Source organism: Streptomyces albus subsp. chlorinus (assembly GCF_013302895.1).
Classification (GTDB): domain Bacteria; phylum Actinomycetota; class Actinomycetes; order Streptomycetales; family Streptomycetaceae; genus Streptomyces; species Streptomyces chlorinus.
This window is the reverse complement of record NZ_VJOK01000001.1, coordinates 2,864,292-2,887,240: the sequence shown is the minus strand read 5'-3', so window position 1 is coordinate 2,887,240 and position 22,949 is coordinate 2,864,292. Positions and strand designations below refer to the sequence as shown.

Annotated in this window: 15 protein-coding genes and 2 pseudogenes; 11 read left to right on the top strand and 6 right to left on the bottom strand. The window is 73.3% G+C overall.

All coding sequences use genetic code 11. The features are described 5' to 3' along the window. Nucleotides 1–132: 132 nt before the first annotated feature. The 3 genes from FM076_RS12870 to FM076_RS12860 form a co-directional block, all read right to left on the bottom strand. On the bottom strand, nucleotides 133–1,575 hold the full coding sequence (locus FM076_RS12870) for a coenzyme F420-0:L-glutamate ligase (protein WP_243274458.1): 1,443 nt from the start codon (nucleotides 1,573–1,575) through the stop codon (nucleotides 133–135). Continuing rightward, complete coding sequence (gene cofD, locus FM076_RS12865; RefSeq protein WP_173870423.1) at nucleotides 1,572–2,540, bottom strand: 2-phospho-L-lactate transferase; 969 nt, start codon at nucleotides 2,538–2,540, stop codon at nucleotides 1,572–1,574. Before cofD ends, FM076_RS12870 begins: the two co-directional genes overlap by 4 nt. Before the next feature lie 84 nt (nucleotides 2,541–2,624). Then, on the bottom strand, nucleotides 2,625–3,128 hold the full coding sequence (locus tag FM076_RS12860; protein ID WP_173870422.1) for a cupin domain-containing protein: 504 nt from the start codon (nucleotides 3,126–3,128) through the stop codon (nucleotides 2,625–2,627). Between the two features lie 889 nt (nucleotides 3,129–4,017). Between FM076_RS12860 and FM076_RS12855 the strand changes: the two genes are divergently transcribed. From FM076_RS12855 to FM076_RS12845, 3 genes are all read left to right on the top strand, one after another. Continuing rightward, nucleotides 4,018–4,281: a WhiB family transcriptional regulator gene (locus tag FM076_RS12855; RefSeq protein WP_004952403.1), complete on the top strand. Its 264-nt coding sequence runs from the start codon at nucleotides 4,018–4,020 to the stop codon at nucleotides 4,279–4,281. A gap of 418 nt (nucleotides 4,282–4,699) precedes the next feature. Beyond that, nucleotides 4,700–8,545 carry a glycosyltransferase family 2 protein gene (locus tag FM076_RS12850; RefSeq protein ID WP_173870420.1) on the top strand — a complete coding sequence of 1,282 codons (3,846 nt, stop codon included), beginning with the start codon at nucleotides 4,700–4,702 and terminating at the stop codon, nucleotides 8,543–8,545. Continuing rightward, on the top strand, nucleotides 8,542–10,194 hold the full coding sequence (locus FM076_RS12845; protein ID WP_173870418.1) for a DUF5719 family protein: 1,653 nt from the start codon (nucleotides 8,542–8,544) through the stop codon (nucleotides 10,192–10,194). Before FM076_RS12850 ends, FM076_RS12845 begins: the two co-directional genes overlap by 4 nt. Before the next feature lie 157 nt (nucleotides 10,195–10,351). Here the strand turns inward: FM076_RS12845 and FM076_RS12840 are convergent, their stop codons facing one another. Continuing rightward, nucleotides 10,352–10,801: a metallopeptidase family protein gene (locus FM076_RS12840; protein WP_173870416.1), complete on the bottom strand. Its 450-nt coding sequence runs from the start codon at nucleotides 10,799–10,801 to the stop codon at nucleotides 10,352–10,354. 344 nt (nucleotides 10,802–11,145) lie between these two features. On the opposite strand from FM076_RS12840, the gene FM076_RS33720 reads away from it, so the two are divergent. From FM076_RS33720 to FM076_RS12810, 6 genes are all read left to right on the top strand, one after another. Further along, on the top strand, nucleotides 11,146–11,544 hold the full coding sequence (locus FM076_RS33720) for a DUF3499 domain-containing protein (RefSeq protein WP_345944975.1): 399 nt from the start codon (nucleotides 11,146–11,148) through the stop codon (nucleotides 11,542–11,544). An 89-nt stretch (nucleotides 11,545–11,633) separates the two neighbouring features. Continuing rightward, nucleotides 11,634–13,019: a phosphomannomutase/phosphoglucomutase gene (locus FM076_RS12830; RefSeq protein ID WP_173870414.1), complete on the top strand. Its 1,386-nt coding sequence runs from the start codon at nucleotides 11,634–11,636 to the stop codon at nucleotides 13,017–13,019. A 134-nt stretch (nucleotides 13,020–13,153) separates the two neighbouring features. Then, a complete protein-coding gene (locus FM076_RS12825; RefSeq protein WP_173870412.1) occupies nucleotides 13,154–13,327 on the top strand; it encodes a Trm112 family protein in 174 nt (57 codons plus the stop codon). 61 nt (nucleotides 13,328–13,388) lie between these two features. After that, nucleotides 13,389–14,696 carry an SIS domain-containing protein gene (locus FM076_RS12820; protein ID WP_173870411.1) on the top strand — a complete coding sequence of 436 codons (1,308 nt, stop codon included), beginning with the start codon at nucleotides 13,389–13,391 and terminating at the stop codon, nucleotides 14,694–14,696. A gap of 143 nt (nucleotides 14,697–14,839) precedes the next feature. Beyond that, nucleotides 14,840–16,027, top strand: a complete 1,188-nt coding sequence (gene manA, locus FM076_RS12815) for a mannose-6-phosphate isomerase, class I (protein ID WP_173870409.1) — start codon at nucleotides 14,840–14,842, stop codon at nucleotides 16,025–16,027. A 39-nt stretch (nucleotides 16,028–16,066) separates the two neighbouring features. Further along, entirely contained in the window at nucleotides 16,067–17,041 is a 975-nt protein-coding gene (locus tag FM076_RS12810; RefSeq protein ID WP_173870407.1) for a cation diffusion facilitator family transporter, read from the top strand. 121 nt (nucleotides 17,042–17,162) lie between these two features. On the opposite strand, the pseudogene FM076_RS34955 reads toward FM076_RS12810, so the two are convergent. Both FM076_RS34955 and FM076_RS12805 read right to left on the bottom strand, forming a co-directional pair. Next, a pseudogene (locus FM076_RS34955) lies at nucleotides 17,163–17,541 on the bottom strand (PTS sugar transporter subunit IIA); the annotation flags it as partial. Nucleotides 17,542–17,925: 384 nt separating this feature from the next. After that, a pseudogene (locus tag FM076_RS12805) lies at nucleotides 17,926–19,485 on the bottom strand (PTS fructose transporter subunit IIC); the annotation flags it as partial. A gap of 425 nt (nucleotides 19,486–19,910) precedes the next feature. Here FM076_RS12805 and ahcY point away from each other — a divergent pair. Next, on the top strand, nucleotides 19,911–21,368 hold the full coding sequence (gene ahcY, locus FM076_RS12800) for an adenosylhomocysteinase (RefSeq protein WP_173870405.1): 1,458 nt from the start codon (nucleotides 19,911–19,913) through the stop codon (nucleotides 21,366–21,368). Nucleotides 21,369–21,852: 484 nt separating this feature from the next. Further along, nucleotides 21,853–22,467, top strand: coding sequence for a hypothetical protein (locus FM076_RS12795; protein ID WP_173870403.1), 615 nt, complete (start codon nucleotides 21,853–21,855; stop codon nucleotides 22,465–22,467). Nucleotides 22,468–22,949: the final 482 nt, after the last annotated feature.

The window sequence follows — 22,949 nt, the reverse complement described above, 5'->3', positions numbered from 1 at the left end:
TCAGCCCCGCCGCGGGACCGGCGCGGCAGCTCCGTCACGGGGAGCCGCCGCCCGGGGCCGCGCCGCTGGTGCCCGCGCCCCTCGTGCGCGTCCCGGCGCATTCGTGGCGCACTCGTGGCGCGTCCGCGCCGCTCACCGCTCGACGACGAAGTCCTCCGCCGTGCGCGTCGGCCGCTGCCGGGGCGGGGCCGCGGGGCGGCCGATGGCGACGGCGCCCATGGGGTCCCAGTGGGCGGGCAGGTCGAGGACGTCGCGGACGACGTCGCGGCAGAACATGGTGGAGGAGATCCACGCCGAGCCCAGCCGCTCACCGGCCAGGGCGACGAGGAAGTTCTGGATGCCCGCGCCGGTGGCCACCACGAACATCTCCCGCTCGGCCGCGTTCCGCCGGGCGTCGGGGTAGGTGTGCGAGCCGTCCATGACCAGGCAGGGCACCGCGAGGCAGGGCGCGTCGCGCAGCACGTCGCCGCGCCTGATCCGCTTGGCGATGCTCTCCTCGCTCTTGCCGTCCGCGCGCAGGTCGGCGATCCAGGCGTCCCGCATGGCGTCCAGCAGCCGCAGCCTGGACTCCTCGCTCTCCAGCAGCACGAAGCGCCAGGGTGTGGTGTGGTGCGGTGCGGGTGCGGTGACCGCGGCGGCGACGGCACGGCGTACCGCCTGCCCGTCCACCGGGTCCGGGGTGAACTCCCGTACGGTGCGGCGCAGGGTCACCGCCTCCCGCACGGCCTCGGAGGTGCCCAGCCGGAACATGTCGTCGGCGGCGTCCCGCACCAGGGCCCGCGCCGAGGACCGGCCGCCCTCGCCGTCCTCCTCCGGGCCGGACAGCACGTGCCGCCCCAGCCCGCGCACCACCGCGACGGGCAGCCCGCTCGCCTTGCCCTTGACCAGTTCGCCCGCCGCGGCCAGTTCGTCCCCCACCGCGGTGACGGTGACGCCCAGCGGGTTGCCGTGCATGTCCACGCTGCCCCGCAGGTCCTCCAGGACCCGCACGCCGGCGGCGCCGATGGCCACGTCGGTCTGCCCCTCGCGCCAGGGCCGCCCGAAGGTGTCGGTGACGACGACGCCCACGGTGACCCCCAGGGCCTCGCGCACCCCGTCCCGGATCCGCCGCGCCGCCGCGTCCGGGTCCTCGGGCAGCAGCAGGACGGTGCCCTTGGGCGTGTTGGAGGCGTCCACGCCGGCGGCGGCCATCACGAAGCCGTGCCGGGACTCCACGATCCGGGCGGGCCCGCGCCGTGCGACGACCCGCACGGTCTCCGCGTCGATGGCGGCCTCCCGGTCCTCGGCCTCCACGACGCGGCCCTCGGCCTTGCTGACGATCTTCGACGTCACGATGAGCACATCGCCGTCCGCAAGGCCGCGCCCGCCCTCGGCGGCGGCGTCCACCACGAGCCGCACCAGGTCGTCCCCGGGCCGCACCTCGGGGATGCCGGGCAGCGCCCAGACCTCGTAGGAGGGGCCGTGCGCGCCCGCGCCCGCCTCCGTCCCGGTGCCCGGGTCCCGCCTGACGGCCGCCTCGGGCTCCGTCCCGGTGTCCGCTCCCACTCCCGTTCCCGTCGCGGTCGTCGCGGTCATGCCCGGACCTCCTCGGCCAGCCGGAGGGCCTCCCGTGCCATCTGCGCGGTGGCCTCGGTGTCGCTCATCATCAGCGGTACGGCACGGCACCGGATGCCCGCCTCCTCGACGGTCCGCACGGCGTCCGCGTCCACGGTGTCCACGAGCCAGCCGTCCAGCAGCCCCGAGCCGTAGTGGGCGGCGACGGCCGCCGCCGTGGTCTCCACCCCGACGGCCGCCAGCACCTTGTCCGCCATGCCGCGCACCGGCGCGTTCCCGACGATGGGCGAGAGTCCGACGACGGGCACACCGGCGTCCGCGATGCCCTCCCGGATGCCGGGAACGGCCAGGATGGTGCCCACGCTGACGACCGGGTTGGACGGCGGGAAGAGCACGACGTCGGCCTCGGCGACGGCCTCCAGCACACCGGGCGCCGGCTTGGCCGTGTCGGCGCCGACGGGCACCACCGCGTGCGCGTCCACGGAGGCCCGCAGCCGCACCCAGTACTCCTGGAAGTGCACGGCCTTGCGCCCGCCCTCGGCGTCGGGGTCGTCGATGAGGACGTGCGTCTCGACCCGGTCGTCCGTCATCGGCAGCAGCCGCACGCCCGGCTGCCAGCGCGTGCACAGCGCTTCGGTGACGGCGCTGAGCGGGTACCCGGCGGCGATCATCTGGGTGCGGACGATGTGGGTGGCGAAGTCCCTGTCGCCGAGCCCGAACCACGTGGGGCCCACGCCGTAGGCGGCCAGCTCCTCCTTCACCGTGAAGGACTCGTCGGCCCGCCCCCAGCCCTGTTCCTCGTGGATGCCTCCGCCCAGCGTGTACATCACGGTGTCGAGGTCGGGGCAGACCTTCAGGCCGAACAGATGGATGTCGTCGCCGGTGTTGCCGACCACGGTGATCTCCGCGTCGGGCGCCGCGGACTTGAGCCCGCGCAGGAAGCGGGCACCGCCGATGCCCCCGGCCAGAACCACAATGCGCTGCATGGGCACAGTCTCGCAGCACCCGGTCCGCCCCCGTCATCCGGTCAGGACAACGGAGGGGCGCCACCGGGCGGGCCGCGCGGGCGGTCAGGCGGGGACGTCGCGCCGGGAGTCCCGCGCCGTCCCGGGGCCGACGGAGCAGTGCATGGGCATCTCGGTGAGACCGGGTGCGTAGACGTGCGCGCTGACGACCGGTTCCAGCCCGTCGTTGACCACTTCGTGCACGTATCCGGGGGCGAAGACCCGCAGGGTGCCGCTGCCCAGGACGCGTGAGCCGCCTCCCCCGTGCTCGGTCAACTCGCCCTCCAGCACGCCGAAGACGCCGCACGAGCGCCCGTGGTCGTGCCGCCCGCTGCCCTGCCCCGGCAGCCAGCTGAGCAGCCACACCTCGTAGCCGGGCCCGGTGCGCAGCCGGTGGTACCAGCGCAGGGTGGGGTCGTAGCGCACCAGCGGCGCCCAGGAGGCGCGGTCGGCGGCGAGTTCGCCGATCAGTTCGGCGTACCCGGCGACGGTTCCGGGGTGGGCGGAGGGCTCGGGAAGCAGGTGCGGGAGGGCGAGCGGGTCGCCCGCGATTTCGACGTCGCTGTTCACGTGCGGCGTGCCTTTGCGCGAGAGGGAACGGGAAGAGGGAGGGTGCGCGGACCCGGGCAGGGAAACCGCTCGAACGGGGAGCGTGCGCGCCGCGCCGTGCGCCGGTACACGATCGGTCGGATGCGGTACGGGTGCGCGGTACGGGGCGCGAGGGGCCTGCCGGCCGGTGCGGGAGGGCTTGCCGGACCGTACGGGACGGGTGCCCGGCGGGTGTGGCGCCGGGCACGCCCGGGACCGGTGGGGTCAGTGGGCGGGGCGCTCAGCCGGGTGGGCCGGGTGCGGCCTCAGTGACAGCGGGCCTGACAGCCGCGGGGACAGCGACAGCGGTGGGGCTCCAGGACGTGAGAGACGGCGCGGGGGAGCACGAACACGCCCCCGGCAGACCGCGCGGCGAGGACGCCGCGGGCCGTGCGGATCTCAGAGGTCGCTGCCATACCCCCAGCACAGCGCCCCCGTGCCCCGGGTGTCAACCTGATGTCCCGTTTGTGGCGAATCTTTCACCACATCCGGGTGCCCTGTGAGGGGAAGGGTTTGCGCGCCCGGACACGGGAGAGACGGCGCACCAACCGCCCCCGGAGCGCCGTTGCGCATCCGTGACCGGAGCGTGACCAGGGCCATCCGAGGGGCGGTGCGGAACGTGACCGCAGGTCATCGCGTTCTGGAAAGAGGAGCCGGGCAAATCGGTCGGCTCCGCGATATGAGTGTCATAGTTCGTGCCGATTTGAACACTAACGGCGAGGGCTTGGTTCCGCCGGGTGAATAACGGGCTCAATAGCAGATCTCGGCTTGACTGCCCCGGATCGGCACACTTGTAATTTCACTCGTGTCGTTCAAGAGGGTTCGATAACGACAGCATCACGGGGTCGAAGAGACGGATCGAGGGGCGCACATGACCGAGCTGTTCCAACAACTGCTGGTCGAAGAGGCGGACGAGGAGCTGGGGTGGCAGGAGCGGGCCTTGTGCGCGCAGACCGACCCGGAGTCCTTCTTCCCCGAGAAGGGCGGCTCTACCCGCGAGGCCAAAAAAGTCTGCCTTGCGTGTGAAGTGCGCTCGGAATGCCTCGAATACGCCCTCGCCAATGACGAGCGTTTCGGTATTTGGGGCGGCCTCTCCGAGCGGGAACGGCGCCGCCTGAAGAAAGCCGCGGTCTGAGCCGCGCACCGAGTCGCCCTCTGACCCGTCATCCGATCCGCCTTTCGTCCGACCGGCCGGCTGTCCGACCAGCCGTCCCGCCGGCCGGCCTTCCGGCCGGCCCGCCCGCGAACCGGCCGGCTCCGGCCCGGCGCAAGCCCTCCGGCACCCGGTAGGCGCCCTCCGGCGGACGACAGCCCCCCTCCGATGAGCCGTGCCGTTTCCGCACCGCTCGCCCGGGCAACCAGGAGCCCGCCCGGGACAGTTGCACCAAGGCGCAGGGCCCGTCAGTGCGAGCCGTTAGTGTGGGGCCGTCCACGACGCACCGCCCTTGCTCTGGGGGTGCGCTCACCGCTCCGATACGCGTCTTCCGGGGGCTTGCAGCCACAGCGCGGCACCGCCGCGAGGCCCCGGCACCCCGGGGAGGGCCCCTACCTCGATGTCCGTGCACAGCCATATGGCGGCCCATTACGAGGCGGCCGCAGCAGGGTTGGCCACCGTGGAGCCGCCCGAGTTCCCCCGGCACGTCGTCACCGCCGTCGTCGTCGCGCACGACGGCGCGCGCTGGCTCCCCGAGGTGCTGGACGGGCTGCTGGAGCAGAGCCGCCCGGTGCAGAACATCATCGCGGCCGACACCGGCAGCGCGGACAGCTCCGCCCAGTTGCTGACCGAGGCCCTCGGCGCCGAGCGCGTGCTGCACCTGGCACGCCGCACCGGTTTCGGCGCCGCCGTCGAGGAGGCGGCACGCACAGCGCGCCGCCTCACCCCGGACGACCTGCCGTACCTGAAGCGGCCCAGCGGCTGGGACCCGGTCAACCGCACCTGGCGCGACGACGCCTACGACATGCCGGAGCTGCCCTACGGCGAGCCCGTCGAGTGGCTGTGGCTCCTGCACGACGACTCCGCACCCGAGCCGGAGACCCTCACCGAACTCCTGCGCGTCGTGGACGCCGACCCGTCCGTCGCCGTCACAGGCCCCAAACTGCGCGGCTGGTACGACGGCAGGCAGCTGCTGGAGGCGGGCGTCTCCGTGGCGCACAGCGGCCGGCGCTGGACGGGCATCGAACGGCGCGAGCAGGACCAGGGCCAGCACGACCAGGTGCGGCCCGTGCTGGCCGTCTCCACCGCGGGCATGCTCATCCGGCGCGACGTCTTCGACCAGCTCGGCGGCTTCGACCGCGCGCTGCCCCTGATGCGGGACGACGTGGACCTGTGCTGGCGCGCCCAGGCCGCCGGGCACCGGGTGCTGGTCGCGCCCGACGCCGTGATGCGGCACGCCGAGGCGGCCTCGCGGGAGCGCCGTCCGGTCGACTGCGTGGGCCGGGCCGGCCGCGGCGCCGGTCCGCACCGGGTGGACAAGGCGGGCGCCGTCTACACGCTGCTCGCCAACATGCCCTCCGCGCTGCTCCCCTGGGTGCTGCTGCGGCTCGTCGTGGGCACCCTGGTGCGCACTCTCGGGTACCTCGTCGGCAAGGTGCCGGGACAGGCGCTGGACGAGATCACCGGACTGTCGGCCACACTGCTGCGCGCCGGACGGCTGAGGGCCGCGCGGCGCAGGCGCGGCCGGCCCGTCGTACCGCACAAGGAACTGCGCCCTCTCTTCCCGCCCCCGGGCGCCACGCTGCGCGCCACCCTGGAGCAGGTCACCAGCAACGTCACCGGGCGCTCCGAACCCGAACTGTCCGCCGGGGGGCGGCACGGCGCCGCCGAGTCCGGTCCCGCCGACGAGGACGCCGACTTCCTGGAGGTCGAGCAGTTCGCGCGGCTCAAGCGGCTCAGCCGGAAGCCGGGGCCGGTCCTCTTCGCCGTCCTGCTCGTCGTCTCGCTGGTCGCCTGCCGGGCGCTGCTGGGCGGCGGCGCGCTGGCGGGCGGGGCGCTGCTGCCCGTACCGGACCACGTCCGCGACCTGTGGGCGCGCTATCTGGACGGCTGGCACACCGTCGGCACGGGCGGCACCCAGTCCGCACCGCCCTACCTGGCGCTCCTGGCGGCCTTCGCCACCCTCCTGTTCGGCAGTACGGGTCTCGCGCTGACGCTGCTGCTGGTGTGCTCCGTCCCGCTCGCCGGGATCAGCGCCTACTTCGCCTCCCGGCCGCTGGTCGGCTCCCGCCTGGTACGCGCCTGGGGGAGCGTCGCGTACGCCTTCCTGCCCGCTGCCACCGGCGCGCTCGCACAGGGCCGCATCGGCACCGCCGTGCTTGCCGTCCTGCTGCCCCTGCTGGCGCGTGCCGCCGTCTCGGCGTGCGGACTGCACGGCAAGGGCGGCTGGCGCGCCGCCTGGGCGTACGCGCTGCTGCTGACGCTCACGAGCGCCTTCACCCCGGTGGTGTGGCCGCTCGCCCTCGTGCTGGCCGTCGTGGCGCTCACCGTGCCGCTGCGGGAGGGCGGTCCGCTCGGCGCGCGGGCCGCACGGCTGGGCGCCGCCCTGGTGACACCGCTGGTGCTGCTCGCCCCCTGGTCGCTGTCGCTGCTGGCCGACCCGGGACGGTTCCTCGAAGAGGTCGGCCTGGAGTACGGCACGGGCGCCGCCTCCGCGACCGACCTGCTGACCCTCTCGCCGGGCGGTCCCGGCACCACCGACGGACTCTTCCTGGCCGGCCTGGTGCTCGCCGGACTCGCCGCGCTGCTGCGCGCCGAGCGGCAGACCGCCGTGCGGGCCGCGTGGGTCGCGGCCCTGGCCGGGCTCGCCCTCGCCGCCGTGTCCAACGGCTCGGCCTGGGCGGGACCCGCCACCCTCGTGTACGGGCTGGCGGTGCTGTGCGCGGCCGCGGTCGGTGCCGAGGGCGCCAAGGAACGGGTGGCCGCGCAGAGCTTCGGCTGGCGGCAGCCGGTGGCCGCTCTCGTCGCCGTCGCCGCCGTCGCCGCGCCGCTGTGCGCTGCCGTCGGCTGGATGGTGGGCGGCGCCGACGGGCCCCTCTCGCGGCGCGACCCGGTGCAGGTGCCCGCGTTCGTCGCGGAGGAGAGCTCCACCAGCGACCAGGCCCGCACCCTGGTCCTCGACCGGCCGCGGGAGACCGCCGAGGTCGCCTACACGCTCGTGCGCGGCTCCGGCGCCCGCCTGGGCGACGCCGACCTGGCCGCCGTGGACGGTGACGACGCCCGCCTGGACAGGGTCGTCGCCCACCTCGTCGCCGGGTCCGGCGCCGACCAGACCAGCCAGCTGGGCGGGTACGCCGTGCGGTACGTCCTGCTGCGGGACGGCTCGGCACGCGAGGTGAGCCGCACCCTGGACGCGACGCCGGGCCTCACCCGGCTCAGCCAGGAGGACGGCAGCGCACTGTGGCGCGTCGACCGGCAGGTCTCCCGCGTCTCGATCGTCCCGGGTACCCAGGACACCGGCGCGTCCGGGGCGGTGACCGCCCCCGTCGCCGTCGCCGCCGGTCCCGTGGAGTCCCACGCGACACTGCCCGCCGGTCCCTCCGGGCGGGTGCTGCGGCTGGCCGACAAGGCGGACAGCGGCTGGCAGGCCACTCTCGACGGCAGCCCCCTCAAGAGCGTCACGGTGGACGGCTGGGCCCAGGGCTTCGAACTGCCCACCGAGGGCGGCAAGCTGGAGCTGACCCACCAGACCCCGCTCACCCGCACGGCGTGGGCCTGGGCGCAGGGCTTCCTGCTGCTCGTCGTCCTGGTCCTCGCCCTGCCGGGCCGCAGGCGGGACGTGGACGACGACCTCCCGGACGCCCCGCCCGTCCCCGCCCCGGCGACCGGCGACGGCCGCAGGGCCCGCCGGCTGCGGGCGGCGGCCGAGGCGGCCGGAGCGGGACCCGGGACCGCACAGGACGCCCCCGCACCCGGCCCGCCCCCGCAGGCCCCCGAACAGCCCGGCTACGCTCCCTACGGCGGACAGCAGCCCTACGAGCAGCCGTACGAGCAGTCCTACGCGCCGCAACAGGTGCCGTACGAGGGGCAGGAGCCCGCCTATCCGCAACAGCCGCACTACGACGGCGGGCAGCCGGGGTACGAGGGCGGGCAGCCCGGTTACGGCCAGGCGCCGTCCTCGCCCCCGCCGGCCGCCTCCCCGTACGAGCAGCCCTCCTACGACACCTACGGCGCGCCCCCGTACGGCCAGGCCCCGCCCCACGAGCAGTACGAGCCCTCCTACGAGCGGCAGCAGTACGGACAACAGCCGTACGGGCAGCAGCAGTACTCCTACGGGGACTGGACCACGCAGCCCTACCCGCCCCAGCAGGGCCCCGATCCCCACGGCTACCAGCACGGTTACGAGGAGACGGGGTCGCAGGGCGGTTACGACAGCAGGCACGGCAACGGGAGCGAGCAGCAGTGAACCGCACAGTCCTCAGCTTCGGCGGCACCGTGGTCGCGCTGGCCGCGGTGACCGGTCTGGCGGTGCTCTGGGCACCGGACGAGGGGGCGGGCGGCTCGGACAGCGCCAAGGCCGCCGCGCTCAAGCCCGTCGAGCGCACCTCACTGGTGTGCCCGCAGCCCAGCTCGTCCGATGTCGCGGAGACCGCCTACACGGCGTTCAGCCCCAAGGGCGGCCCCGGCAAGAAGGGCAGCGCCGCCCTCCACCCGGCCGAACTCGCCGAGACCGACCAGTCGCAGGAGTCAGGGAAGAGCGACAAGGGGGAGAAGGGCGAGAAGGGCGAGAAGGGCGAGAAGGGCGGCGACCAGGGCGCCCAGCACGGCAACGGGAACAAGGGCGCCGAGGACGGCGAGGGCGGTACCGGCCGGGAGCGCGGAGGGGACGGCGGCCAGGGAGCCGGCAAACCCTACCTCCCTCTCAGCAGCCCGGGCACCCCCGTCGTCGACGACACCAGCGACCCGAAGGCGCCCGCGCTGACGGGCACGGCGGACGGCGTCTTCGCGCCCGGCTGGACGGTGCAGCAGACCACCACTGTGGGCGCGGGAGCGGGGCGCGGCCTGCACGGGACGGCCTGTTCCGCGCCGGACACCTCGTTCTGGTTCCCCGGTGCCAGTACCGCCCAGGGGCGGCAGGACTACGTCCACCTCACCAACCCGGACAGCGGCGCGGCGGTCGTCGATCTGGAGCTGTACGGCAAGGAGGGCAAGATCAAGGGCGGCGAGGGAGGCGGCGAGGACATCACCGTTCCGCCGCACTCGACCGTCCCCGTCCTGCTGTCCACCCTCACGCCCGAGCCGGCCACCAATGTGACCCTGCACGTGACCGCGCGGTCCGGCCGGGTGGGCGCCCAAGTGCAGACGTCGGACACCGAGTCGGGCGGCGACTGGCTGCCGCCCGCCGCCCCGCCGGGCCCCCGCGCCGTCCTGCCGGGCATCCCCGAGGACGCGACCTCGGTACGGCTGGCCGTCTTCGCGCCGGGCGGTGACGACGCCGACCTCGAGGTGCGGCTGGCCGGCCGTTCCGGACTGATCAGCCCCGCCGGTCACGAGACCCTGCACGTGAAGGCGGGCATGGTGACCACCGTCGACCTGAAGAACCTCACCCAGGGCGAGGCGGGTTCGCTGGTGCTGTCCCCGGCGGAGGGCGGTGCCGACGCGCCGGACGTCGTGGCGGCGGCCCGGGTCACCCGCGGCAAGGGCGACAAGCAGGAGAGCGCCTTCGTCACCTCGACGGCCCCCGTGGACAAGCGGGCGACCGCCGCCGACAACCGCGCGGGCGGCTCCACGCTCGCGCTGACCGCCCCCGGTTCGGGGGCGCGGGTGCGGGTGACCGCGTCGGCGGGCAGCGGCGGAGGCAGCCCCAAGAGCACCACCGTCGCCGTGAAGGGGCACACCACCACCGCGTTCGCCCCGCCGCGCCCCACCGGCGGGAAGGGCACCTACGCGGTCACGGTGGAACGGCTCTCGGGCGGCCCGGTGTACGCCTCGCGGATGCTGGAGCGTCCCCTCTCGGGCGTTCCCGCCTTCACCATCCAGACGCTCCCGGACGACGGCAGCACGGTGGCTGTCCCCACGTCGGCGCAGGACCTGTCGGTGCTCAACGACGACTGACGGGACGGCGGCGGCCGGGGCGGTGGGACGGACGGACAGGTGATGGGCAGGTGACGGACAGGCGGGGCGGCCGAAGAGGCGGACGGCCGGGACGGGAAGCAACGGCCGGGACGGGATGCAACCGGGGCGGGGAGTGCCGGTCCTGCCCTCCGGGGCGCTAGTCCTGGCCGTACCGGGGGTCCACCGACTCCGGGGCCAGCCCCAGGAGTTCGGCCACCTGTTCCACCACGACCTCGTGCACCAGGAGGGCGCGCTCGTCCCTGGTGCGGCTGCGGATCTCCACGGGGCGCCGGAAGACGATCACCCGGTCGGGACGGTCGCCCCCGCCCTCGGCGATCCGGCCGAGGGGTACGGCCTCGTCGCCCTCCCGCACCTCGCCGTTGTCGGACCGGGGCACTTCCTGGACGGCGAACTCGACGGCGGCCAGTTGCGGCCAGTGCCGCTCCAGCCGGGTGACGGAGTCCCGTACCAGGTCGTCGAACGCCTCCGCGCGGCTGAGGGCGAGCGGGACCTGGGGCGGCGCGATGGGGCCGCGCATGCCGCGGCCGTGGCGGTCTCGGCTGTGCGGCCGGGCAGCGGGCCGGCGCGGCGGTACAGGGCTGTCCATCACCCCCGAGCGTAGCCCGCCGCGGGTCCCGCGGGGGCGCTCCCGGCACCACGGGTTCCGCCGCCCCGCCCCCGCATATCCGCGCATGATGCGCCTTTGCCCTTTCTGTCGCTTCGCCCTGCCATTTACGGCGGGCGGCGCAACGGAAACGACCGGGATCGGGTGAATTGCGACCGGTGGCGGGACCGATCCTGACCGGTCGGCGGCCGTCCGGGTGCGCCCGCCGATCGGCCGTGTGCGTCTTTCAGCAGATCAGGCGTTTCCGGCGAAGGGGGACGACACGGCAGGGTGACGTCGGGGAGAGTCGTCGCGGCCCGCTCAAGAGTGCGGTACGGTCCAACGTCGTGAGCCCTGTACGTCGCTGTTCGCGCACCGCTTGCGGTCGTCCCGCCGTCGCGACGCTGACGTACGTCTACGCGGACTCAACCGCCGTCCTGGGGCCGCTCGCCACCTACGCCGAGCCGCACTGCTACGACCTGTGCGCCGAGCACTCCGAGCGGCTCACCGCGCCCCGCGGCTGGGAGGTCGTCAGACTCGCCGTGGACACGGCCGCCTCCCGGCCCAGCGGCGACGACCTCGAAGCACTCGCCAACGCCGTTCGCGAGGCCGCCCGTACGCCCCGTACCGAGCCGCGGAACCCCTCCCCGCCGGACGGCTCCGGCGGCGGGCGCGGACGCGACACCGATCCGATGGAGGTCGCCCGGCGCGGCCATCTGAGGGTCTTGCGCTCCCCGGAGCCGTAGGTCACTGCGCTGCCGCACGGCGCCTGTCACCCTCGCGGGTAGATTTGTGACCCGTTGCCGACCGACCGACGACCCAGGAGAGGCTGGCCGTGGCTGATCTGTCTCAGCTCGTGAAGGCGTACGACGTACGTGGTGTGGTGCCGGATCAGTGGGACGAGACGACCGCCGAGCTGTTCGGCGCCGCCTTCGTCCGCGTCACCGGGGCCTCCGCGATCGTGGTCGGGCACGACATGCGGCCCTCCTCGCCCGGCCTCGCGCGGGCGTTCTCCCAGGGCGCGGCCGGCCAGGGCGCCGACGTCACCGGGATCGGGCTGTGCTCGACCGACCAGCTCTACTTCGCCAGCGGCAAACTGGACCTCCCCGGCGCCATGTTCACCGCCAGCCACAACCCGGCCCGGTACAACGGCATCAAGATGTGCCGCGCCGGTGCCTCGCCCGTGGGCCAGGAGACGGGACTCGCCGACATCCGCGCCCTGGTCGAGCGGTGGCTGGACGCGGGCGGCGCACCGTCCGGTGACAAGCCCCAAGGCACCGTCACCGAGCGGGACATGCTGGAGGACTACGCCGCGCACCTGCGCTCCCTGGTGGACCTGACCGGCATCCGCCGCCTCAAGGCCGTGGTGGACGCGGGCAACGGCATGGGAGGCCACACGGTGCCCACCGTGCTGGCCGGGCTGCCGATCGACCTGGTCCCGATGTACTTCGAGCTGGACGGCACGTTCCCCAACCACGAGGCCAACCCGCTCGACCCGAAGAACATCGTCGACCTGCGGCACGAGGTACTCCGGGCCGGCGCCGACATCGGACTGGCCTTCGACGGGGACGCCGACCGCTGCTTCGTCGTGGACGAGCGGGGCGAGCCGGTCCCGCCGTCCGCCATCACCGCGCTGGTCGCCGCCCGCGAGCTGGCCAAGGCGCCCGGCTCCACCGTGATCCACAACCTCATCACCTCCCGCGCCGTCCCCGAGGTCATCAAGGAGAGCGGCGGCGCCCCCGTACGCACCCGCGTCGGCCACTCCTTCATCAAGCAGGAGATGGCCAGGACAGGGGCGATCTTCGGCGGAGAGCACTCCGCGCACTACTACTTCCGCGACTTCTGGAACGCCGACACGGGCATGCTGGCCGCCCTGCACGTCCTGGCGGCACTCGGCGGCCAGGACGGCACGCTCTCGCAGCTGGTCGCGCACTACGACCGGTATCCCTCCTCGGGCGAGATCAACAGCACCGTCGAGGACCAGTTCAACCGCACCAACGCCGTCAAGGCCGCCTTCGCCGGCCGGGAGGGCGTGACGATGGACGACCTGGACGGCCTCACCGTCACGGGCGTCAACTGGTGGTTCAACCTCCGCCCCTCCAACACCGAGCCCCTGCTGCGGCTGAACGTCGAGGCGTGCGACAAGGAGACCGTCGAGCGCGTCCGCGACGAGGTGCTGGCCATCGTGCGGGCCGAGGGGGAGACCAGCTCCCCGGCCTGACGGGCGCGCACACCGCCGGGCCCCGCACGGGCCGCACGGGCACGACAGGCGCCCCCGGCACCGTCCGGAGCGCCCGGCGGTACCCTGACCGCACAGTCAGCAACAGCCGCCGCGCCCCGCATCTGGAGGAACACATGCCGCTCGAAGCCGGACTCCTGGAGATCCTCGCCTGTCCGGCCTGCCACGCGCCGCTGCGCGAGGAAGGCGACGAGCTGCACTGCACCGGGGGCGCCGAGTGCGGTCTGGTGTATCCGGTGCGCGACGGCATCCCGGTCCTCCTGGTGGACGAGGCCCGCCGCCCCTCCTGAGCACCCGCGCCCGCGCGCGGAGGGACGCCACGCACCGGAAGCCGATCGGAGGCCACGGAAGATGCTCGACGAGACGCTCCTCGACGCCCCCGAGGCTCTCGCCCGCGCCGACGCACGCGGCCTGCTGACAGGCGCGGCACAGGCCGGGGCACGCGTCCGCACGGGGCTGCGGCACGCCACCGAGGCGGGACTGGACGCGCTGCGTCCTGAGGGCCGCCCCCGGGCGCTCCTCGTCGCCGGGCCGGGCCCCGCCACCGCGTGCGTCGCCGATCTGCTCGGCGCCCTCACCAACGGGGCCGTCCCCGTCACCAGACTGCAGCCGTCCGGCGCCCACGCGGCGACCGGAGCACTGCGCTGGCCGCTGCCCGGCTGGGTGGGCCCGGTGGACCTCCTGCTGCTGCTCACCCCGGACGGTACGGAACCCGGCCTGACGGCCCTCGTCGACCAGGCGTACCGGCGGGGCTGCACCGTCGTCGCCGTCACCCCCCAAGGCAGCCCGCTGGCCGAGACGCTCGGCGAGACCCGCGGACTGGCCGTGCCCCTGGCCCCCGGCCCGTACGAGGTCTATCCCTCCCCGGACGCCCCCGAGCACCCGGCGGACACGGAGCAGGACGGCACCGCACCCGGCGCGGGCCCCGCTGCGGGGGCGGACGAGGCGGACCGCGGCGACGGCCACCGCGGCGACGGCCGCCGTGACGGCGGGCAGGACACCCGCTCCGGGCCCGCCACGCTCGCGGGACGGCCCGTCGGCGCCCCTGGCACCTTCTGGGCGCTGCTCACCCCCGTCCTGCTGCTCACCGACCGCCTCGGACTGACCCGGTCCGGGCCGTCGGAGCTGGCCGCGCTCGCCGACAGGCTCGACACGGTCGCCGAACGCTGCGGCCCCGCCGTCGCCCCGTACAGCAACCCCGGCAAGACCCTCGCCGTCGAACTGGCGGGCGCGCTCCCGCTGCTGTGGAGCGAGGGCGCCGTGGCGGGAGCCGCCGCACGCCACTGGTCCGCCGTGCTCACCGCACTCCCCGGCAGGCCGGCGCTCCCTGTCGCACTGCCCGAGGCCATGAGCGCGCACGGGGCGCTGCTGGCCGGCCCGTTCGCGGGCGGGACCGACACGGACGACTTCTTCCGCGACCGGGTGGAGGAGCCCGAGACGACACGGCCCCGCGTCGTCCTGCTGCGCGAGGGGCCGCCCGGTGGCGATTCCGCGACCGTGGCGGCGCGCGACCTGGCCTACGCGCACGGGGCACCGCTGAGCGAGCTGGAGCCCGCCGAGGGAAGCGGCCCGCTGGAGGCCGCGGCGGAGCTGATCGCCACGGCCGATTTCTCCGCCGTTTACCTCACGCTCGCCGACACCGACTCCCCTTGGGCGTGAGCACACCGTCCCCGGGAACACACCCTCCCTGGGAACACGCCCTCTCCGGGAACACGCCGTCCTGGGGGACGAGGAGCACACCAGCACCCCCCCGGCAGACACGCCCTGCCCGCCGCACCAGCACGACAGGAACGCAACCTCTCATGGACCGTCTGGAGAACACCGTCAGGCCGTACGCCTGGGGCTCCACCACCGCCCTTCCCGAACTGCTCGGCGAGGACCCCACCGGCCAACCGCAGGCCGAGCTGTGGATGGGTGCCCACCCTGGCGCCCCCTCGCGTATCGACAGGGGAGCGGGCCCGCAGCCGCTGTCCGAGGTGATCGCGGCCGACCCGGAGGGCGAACTCGGTGAGGAGAGCGTCCGCGCGTACGGGCCCCGGCTGCCGTTCCTGCTGAAGCTGCTCGCCGCCGCGGCCCCCCTCTCCCTCCAGGTGCACCCCGACAACGCCCAGGCGGCGGCCGGTTACGCCGACGAGGAGAAGCGGGGCGTCCCGCTGGACGCGCCGCACCGCAACTACAAGGACACCAGCCACAAGCCCGAACTGATCTGCGCCCTCACTCCGTTCGAGGGACTGTGCGGCTTCCGGCACCCCCAGGAGGCCGCGACACTCCTGGAGGGCCTCGGCGTGGACGGCCTGAAGCCGTACGCCGACATCCTGCGGGCCCACCCGGAGGGCGACGCGCTGCGCGAGGTCCTCACGGCCCTGCTGACGGCCGACAGGGACGAGATGGCCGGCACAGTCGCCGCAGCCGCCGAGGCGGCGGCAGGGCGCCCCGAGTACGCCGTGTACGCGGACCTCGCCCGGCACTACCCCGGCGACCCCGGCGTACTCGCCGCCATGCTCCTCAACCACGTCGTCCTGCGCCCCGGCGAGGGCCTGTTCCTCGCAGCCGGCGTCCCGCACGCCTACCTCAGCGGCCTCGGTGTCGAGATCATGGCCAACTCCGACAACGTGCTGCGCTGCGGCCTGACGCCCAAGCACGTGGACGTGCCCGAGCTGCTGCGCGTCGTCCGTTTCGAACCCTCGGACCCGGGTGTGCTGCGCCCCGAGGCGGACGAGCGCACGGGCGAAGAGACCTACGAGACCCCCGTCGGCGAGTTCCGGCTCTCCCGCCGCACCCTCGTACCGGGTGCGGAAGCGCACACCGTCCGCGCCCCCGCCGCACAACTGCTGCTGTGCACGGCGGGAAGCGCCGTCCTGCGCGGGGAGGGGAGCGGCGGCGCCCGGGAACTCACCCTCTCCCCGGGCCGCTCCGCCTACATCCCCGCGGGCGAGACGGTGCGCCTGTCGGGTGACGGTACGCTCTTCCGCGCCACCGTGGCCGTCTGACCGGGCGGCCGCCCCGCAGCAGAAAGGGATCCGGAAGACGTGAGTGCATCAGGCGGAACGAAGGCGATCGTCGCCGCGCTGGGCGCCAACCTGGCCATCGCCGCCGCGAAATTCGTGGCGGCGGCCTTCAGCGGCTCCGCCTCGATGCTGGCGGAAGGCGTCCACTCGGTCGCCGACTCGGGCAACCAGGCGCTCCTGCTGCTCGGCGGCAAGAAGGCGAAGAAGGAGGCCAGCGAGGAGCACCCCTTCGGCTACGGCCGGGAGCGCTACATCTACGGCTTCCTGGTCTCCATCGTGCTCTTCACGGTCGGCGGTGTCTTCGCTCTCTACGAGGGCTACGAGAAGATCGCACACCCGCACGAGGTCGAACACTGGTACTGGCCCGTGGGCGTGCTCGTCTTCGCCATCCTCGCCGAGTCGTTCTCCTTCCGTACCGCCATCAAGGAGTCCAACGAGATCCGCGGCACGCAGGGCTGGGCCCAGTTCGTCCGCCGCGCGAAAGCCCCCGAGCTGCCCGTCGTCCTGCTGGAGGACCTCGGCGCCCTCATCGGCCTCGTCCTGGCCCTCGGCGGCGTCGGCCTCGCCCTGCTGACCGGCGACGGCGTCTGGGACGGTGTGGGCACCATGTGCATCGGCGCCCTGCTGGTCGCCATCGCACTGGTGCTCGCGGTCGAGACCAAGTCCCTGCTGCTGGGCGAGTCCGCGGACCCGGCCGAGCGCGACAAGATCCGCGCGGCACTCGTCGACGGGGAGACCGTCACCCGCGTCATCCACATGCGCACCCTGCACCTGGGGCCGGAAGAACTGCTGGTGGCCGCCAAGATCGCCGTCCAGCACGACGACACGGCCGCCCGGATCGCCCGCGCCATCGACGCCGCCGAACAGCGCATCCGCGAGGCCGTGCCGATCGCCCGCGTCATCTACCTGGAGCCCGACATCTACCGCGCCTCCGGAGCCGACCCGGAACCGGGTTCCGCCCCGTCCCCGACGGACGCCCCGGGCCCCGTGGGCTGACACGCCCGGCCGCACGGTGACCCGGCATGGGCGCCGCACGACGGCACCGCTTACGAGGCGGAGGCCCGCTCCGGCCGCACGGAGCGGGCCTCCGTCCGTTTCCACCGCGCCGTCCGCCGGGTCACCCGATCTCGGCGAGGGCGTGCAGGATCGCCGCCTTGTCGGGAGCCTCCAGCAGCCGTTCGCGGAAGGCCGGATCCATCAGCGTGCGCGACAGCAGTGCCAGGATGCGCAGGTGCTCGTCACCGGCGGCCGCCTCGGGTACGGCGATCATGAAGACCAGCCGCGCCTTCGTCCCCGTCCAGCGCGCCCCACTCCACACCGTCGGCCGACCGCGCGAAAGCGACGACCGGCGCGGTCACCGCGTCCGTCTTCGCATGCGGAACGGCGATCTGCTCCCCGAGCCCCGTGGTGCCCTGCTCCTCCCTGGCGAGCGCGGACCGCACCAGCTCCTCCGCGTCGACGACCTTGCCGCTGCGCCCCAGCAGCGCGGCCATCTCACGAATGCCGGCCTCCTTGTCACCGGCGTCCAACCGCGCGGAGACGGTGTCCGCGGTGAGGTACCCGGAGAGGACCTCAGGGCCGTCCTCACCCGACACGCGAACGTCGGACCCTCCGGACCCACCACTGCCCGAGCTGCCGCTGCTGACCGAGTCTTCGCCACTGTGCGAGCTGTTGTTGCTGTCCGAGCCGGTGGCGCTGCCGGTGCCGTGCGCCGTCCCTGTGCCCTGAGCGCTCTGCGTACTGTCAGCGCTCTCGGTGCTGTCAGCGCTCTCCGTGCCCTCTGTGCTGTCGGAACGGGTGGCGCTGTCCGACACGGAAGGCCGCGACGGGGACGCCCCCGGGGAGCCACTCTCGGCACGTTCCGCCCGGCGCTCTGCGAGCGTCACCAGACCCGCTGTCGTCAGTGCCGTGACAGCCGTACCGGCCACGATCGCGACGAAGAACAGCGCGACACCGTCGACCGCGCCCAGAACGGCCACGATCGGACCGCCGTGGGGCACGTTGTCACCGACGGAAGCCAGCCCCGCGAGGGCACCCGCCACGGCGCCGCCGAGCATGTTCGCGGGGATCACCCGCGCGGGCCGCGCGGCGGCGAACGGGATGGCGCCTTCCGTGATGCCGAAGAAGCCCATGAACAGCGCGGCGAGACCGGTCTCGCGCTCCTGGCCGGAGTAGAACCTGCGGCGCAGCAGCGTCGCCAGGCCCTGTCCCAGCGGCGGCACCGGAATGGCCGCCGCGCACATCCCCATGACCTCGGGGCTCTTGGAGACGAGCCCGGTGCCGAACAGGAACGCCGTCTTGTTGACCGGCCCGCCCATGTCGAACGCGATCATCAGGCCCAGCACGATGCCCAGCAGCGCGGCACTCGTCCCGGTCATGCCGCCCAGGAAGTCGGTGAGGTTCTCGAAGGCCCACGAGATCGGCCTCCCGATGACGTAGACGAAGAACAGGCCGAGCACCGAGGTCGCCACGATCGGGATGACGATGATCGGCATGATCGGCCGTACGAACCGCGACACCGGGACCAGCTTGATCCAGCGCACCAGATAGCCCGCCAGGAACCCGGTCACGATGGCGCCGATGAAGCCGGCGCCCGACTTGGAGTCGTACAGCTCACCCGTGTTGGCGATCCAGCCGCCGATCATGCCGGGCACCAGCGCGGGCCGGTCGCCGATGGCGTAGGCGATGTAACCGGAGAGGACCGGCACCATCAGCGTGAACCCGATGGTGCCGATGTCGTTCACGTGCTTCCAGAAGCTGCCCTCCGGGATCACCAGCCCGCCGTCGGCCTGCGGGTGACCGCCGAGGGCGAGCGAGACGGCGATCAGCAGCCCGCCGACGACCACGAACGGGATCATGTACGAGACCCCGTTCATCAGCGCCTTGTAACCGGCGCTCCGCTCCCGGCTCCTGGCCCCGGCAGGACCGGAGGGCGCCCCGGCGGGACCGGACGGGGCCCCGGCGCCGGCAGAGCCGTCCGCGCCACCGGCACCGCCCGTCCCACGCCCGTCCGTTCCGGTACCGCCGCCGCCCGCCCTGTCACCGGCCGCGTCACCGGCCGCGGCGGATGCCCCGCCCCGGTGGACCGGCGCCCGGCGCACGCGGTCGAGGAGGCCGTCCGGATCGCTGATGCCGTCGGCCACCCCGACGAGCAGCACGCGCTTGCCGCCGAACCGGCTGAGGTCCACGTCCTTGTCGGCGGCGACGATCACACCGTCCGCGGTGTTGACATCGTTGTCGGTCAAGACGTTCTCAGCCCCGATGGAGCCTTGTGTCTCCACCTTCATGGCGATACCCCGGGCCTCGGCGGCCTGGGTCAGTTTTTCCGCAGCCATATAGGTGTGCGCGATCCCGGTCGGGCACGCCGTCACCGCTATCAGTTTCAGCCCCGGCTCGGTGGGGGGCGCCGCTCCCTCGCGGCGCTCGGCAGGACTGGTCACGTGGAAACTCCTAGCTCGGCCAGTGGTGTGGAGGGTGCGTTCTCGCGCACGCGGTCGCTGTTCGCCGTTGCCGGCGCGGAGGCCGCAGGGTGCACAGAACCAGCCGGACGGACAAGAGTGCAAGCGGCCGAAAACCACCCCCGAGGCGCCCTTGCTGCCGACCGGGCCCATCCGGTCCCCTGGACAGGCGGTGTAAATTCGTAGAGCCAGACGTCGCTGCTGATGGCGGTCGGGAGGCCCGCACGGCGGGCCACCGAGGGAGAGAGGGCCTCCGACGGACTGAGCTGCGAGCAGGGGACGAGTGTGCCCGGCGACGATGCGCGCCTCCGCGCGACCGGCACCACACCGCCCCGCGCCGCAGCACGGACCAGCACGCCCATATCCCGAAAACCCCGACTATCTCGACATCGAGGAGCAGCTCGCACATGACGACCTCCACGACGGGCCAGGACTTCAAGGTCGCGGACCTCTCGCTCGCCACGTTCGGCCGCAAGGAGATCACGCTGGCCGAGCACGAGATGCCCGGCTTGATGGCGATCCGCAAGGAGTACGCCGCGGACAAGCCCCTGGCCGGCGCACGCATCACCGGCTCCCTGCACATGACGGTGCAGACGGCCGTGCTCATCGAGACCCTCGTCGCCCTGGGCGCCGAGGTCCGCTGGGCCTCCTGCAATATCTTCTCCACCCAGGACCACGCCGCGGCAGCCATCGCCGTCGGCCCCAACGGCACGCCGGACGACCCCCAGGGCGTCCCGGTCTTCGCCTGGAAGGGCGAGACCCTGGAGGAGTACTGGTGGTGCACGGAGCAGGCTCTCACCTGGCCGAACACCCCCACCGGCGGCCCCAACATGATCCTCGACGACGGTGGTGACGCCACCCTCCTCGTCCACAAGGGCGTCGAGTACGAGAAGGCCGGCGCCGCCCCCTCGGTGGACACCGCCGAGAACGACGAGCACCGCGTCATCCTCCAGCTCCTCAACCGCACCCTCTCCGAGAACCCGCAGAAGTGGACGCAGCTCGCGTCCGAGATCCGCGGCGTCACCGAGGAGACCACCACCGGCGTCCACCGCCTCTACGAGATGCAGCAGGCGGGCACGCTGCTCTTCCCGGCGATCAACGTCAACGACGCCGTCACCAAGTCGAAGTTCGACAACAAGTACGGCTGCCGCCACTCCCTGATCGACGGCATCAACCGCGCCACCGACGTCCTCATCGGCGGCAAGACCGCCGTCGTCTGCGGCTACGGCGATGTCGGCAAGGGCTGCGCCGAGTCCCTGCGCGGCCAGGGCGCCCGGGTCCTGATCACCGAGATCGACCCGATCTGCGCCCTCCAGGCGGCGATGGACGGCTACCAGGTGGTCCACCTGGGCGACGTCGTCGAGACCGCCGACATCTTCATCACCACCACGGGCAACAAGGACATCATCATGGCCTCGGACATGGCCAAGATGAAGCACCAGGCCATCGTCGGCAACATCGGCCACTTCGACAACGAGATCGACATGGCCGGCCTCGCCGCCATCGACGGCATCGTCAAGGACGAGGTCAAGCCGCAGGTGCACACCTGGACCTGGCCGGACGGCAAGAGCATCATCGTCCTGTCCGAGGGCCGCCTGCTGAACCTGGGCAACGCCACCGGACACCCCTCGTTCGTGATGTCCAACAGCTTCGCGAACCAGACGATCGCCCAGATCGAACTGTTCACCAAGCCCGAGTCCTACCCGACCGACGTCTACGTCCTGCCCAAGCACCTCGACGAGAAGGTCGCCCGCCTCCACCTCGAAGCCCTCGGCGCCAAGCTGACCACGCTCCGCCCGGAGCAGGCGGCCTACATCGGCGTCCCGGTCGAGGGCCCGTACAAGCCGGACCACTACCGGTACTGAGGCACCGCGGCTGACCCGTCCGCACTGAGCCCGACCCCGACCGGCTCGGCAGCGCCCCTGCCGAGCCGGGACGGGCGGACGCGGCAACCGTCAGCTCCCGGACCAGGCCCCCGCCCCCGAGCGGGGGCCTGGCGCCATCGCACCGGCCTTCGCACCTAGCCGGGCCGCTATCGCCCATCGCCGCGGACAACGCGCGACAACGGCGTCACGGCACTCGTAGGCGGTCCCCACGGCCTCTTGAAACCACCCAGGGCAGAATCCGGGCGGCCGAGCACCGTCCCACCGGCCAGGGCGCTCTCCCGGCATTCGGGACGCGAAGCCACGGGCCCACAGGCCGCGAACCACAAGCCACGAGGCCACATCCCTTCAGGCCGCCTCACGGCACCCCCGACCGGGCGGAGAAGTACGCTCCCTCTCATCGAGCGGACGCTCCCTTACCGAGCGGCCCCGTGACCCGTCACCGCACCGACCCCGGACACCGCCCATGCCCCGCGGCCGCTATTCGCTGCACGATCCGCACGACCACACCTTCCTCGGTGAAGAACACTTCCACTGCGCGACCGGTCCCTCCGGCTGGCGCTATGTCTCCCAACTCACCACCCCCTCGGGTGAGCACGCGGGGTCCGTCGACCTCACCCTCGACCAACTCGGCCGCCCGCTCCGGCTGGAACTCCACGCCGGCGGCTGGCGCGTCCGCGGCGCGGCGCTGGACGGCGTCACCTGGGTACGCTCCGACCCCACCGGCGGACGCGCCCAGGAAGGCAACGCCGCCGCCCACTCCTTCACCGGGGCGTCCCCCGCGTTCCTCGTCGCGACCTCGCGGCTGCTGCGGCCGGCCTCCGGTGACCGGCCCACCCGCGTCCGCCTCGTCGCGTTCACACCCCCCGTGCTCGCTCCTCGCACCCTCGACCAGTCCTGGGCACTGCGGAACACCGAACCACACGCCACTGACAACGGCCCGCTCGTCGTGGAGAACTACCAGGTCAACGATCTGGAGACGGGGGAACAGCACACCGTCCACCTCACCGGCGACGTCGTCCTCGCGGCCCCGGGCATCGAGCTGGAGGACCTCGAAACACCCCCGTCGACGTTCGACTGAGACCGGGGAGCAAGGCAGGGCCGCTGCCTTGTCCGCTGGCCTGTCAGCGGAAGGTCCGCCGACACACACCGAACGGCTATCACCCTCCGCGTCGAGGGCCGACGAACCGCGAACAAGAGAACCGCGAGCAAGAGAACGACGAGCAGGGGGACGGAACCGGCGACATCGTGGTAACCGAACACGGCAGGCGAACATGGCGGGGGAAGGCGGCAGGCGAAGGCGCCGCTCGCGCCGCGATGTCGCGTGATGTGCGCAGGCCGCCGGGAACCTGCTACTGTCCTCTCCGCCCCCGGAAAGCCGCAGAAGCGGCCGACCATGGGCAGGGGAAGCAAACGGCCGCTCCCGAGTTGGACAGATTCGGCAGCAGCAGTTAGTTTCTTCTTCGCCTCGAACCAGGAAATCCGGAGACGGAATTCTTGTGGGAGAAGCACTCCGAACTCCGGTCAGAAATCATCTGATAGAGTCGGAGACATCGAAAGGGC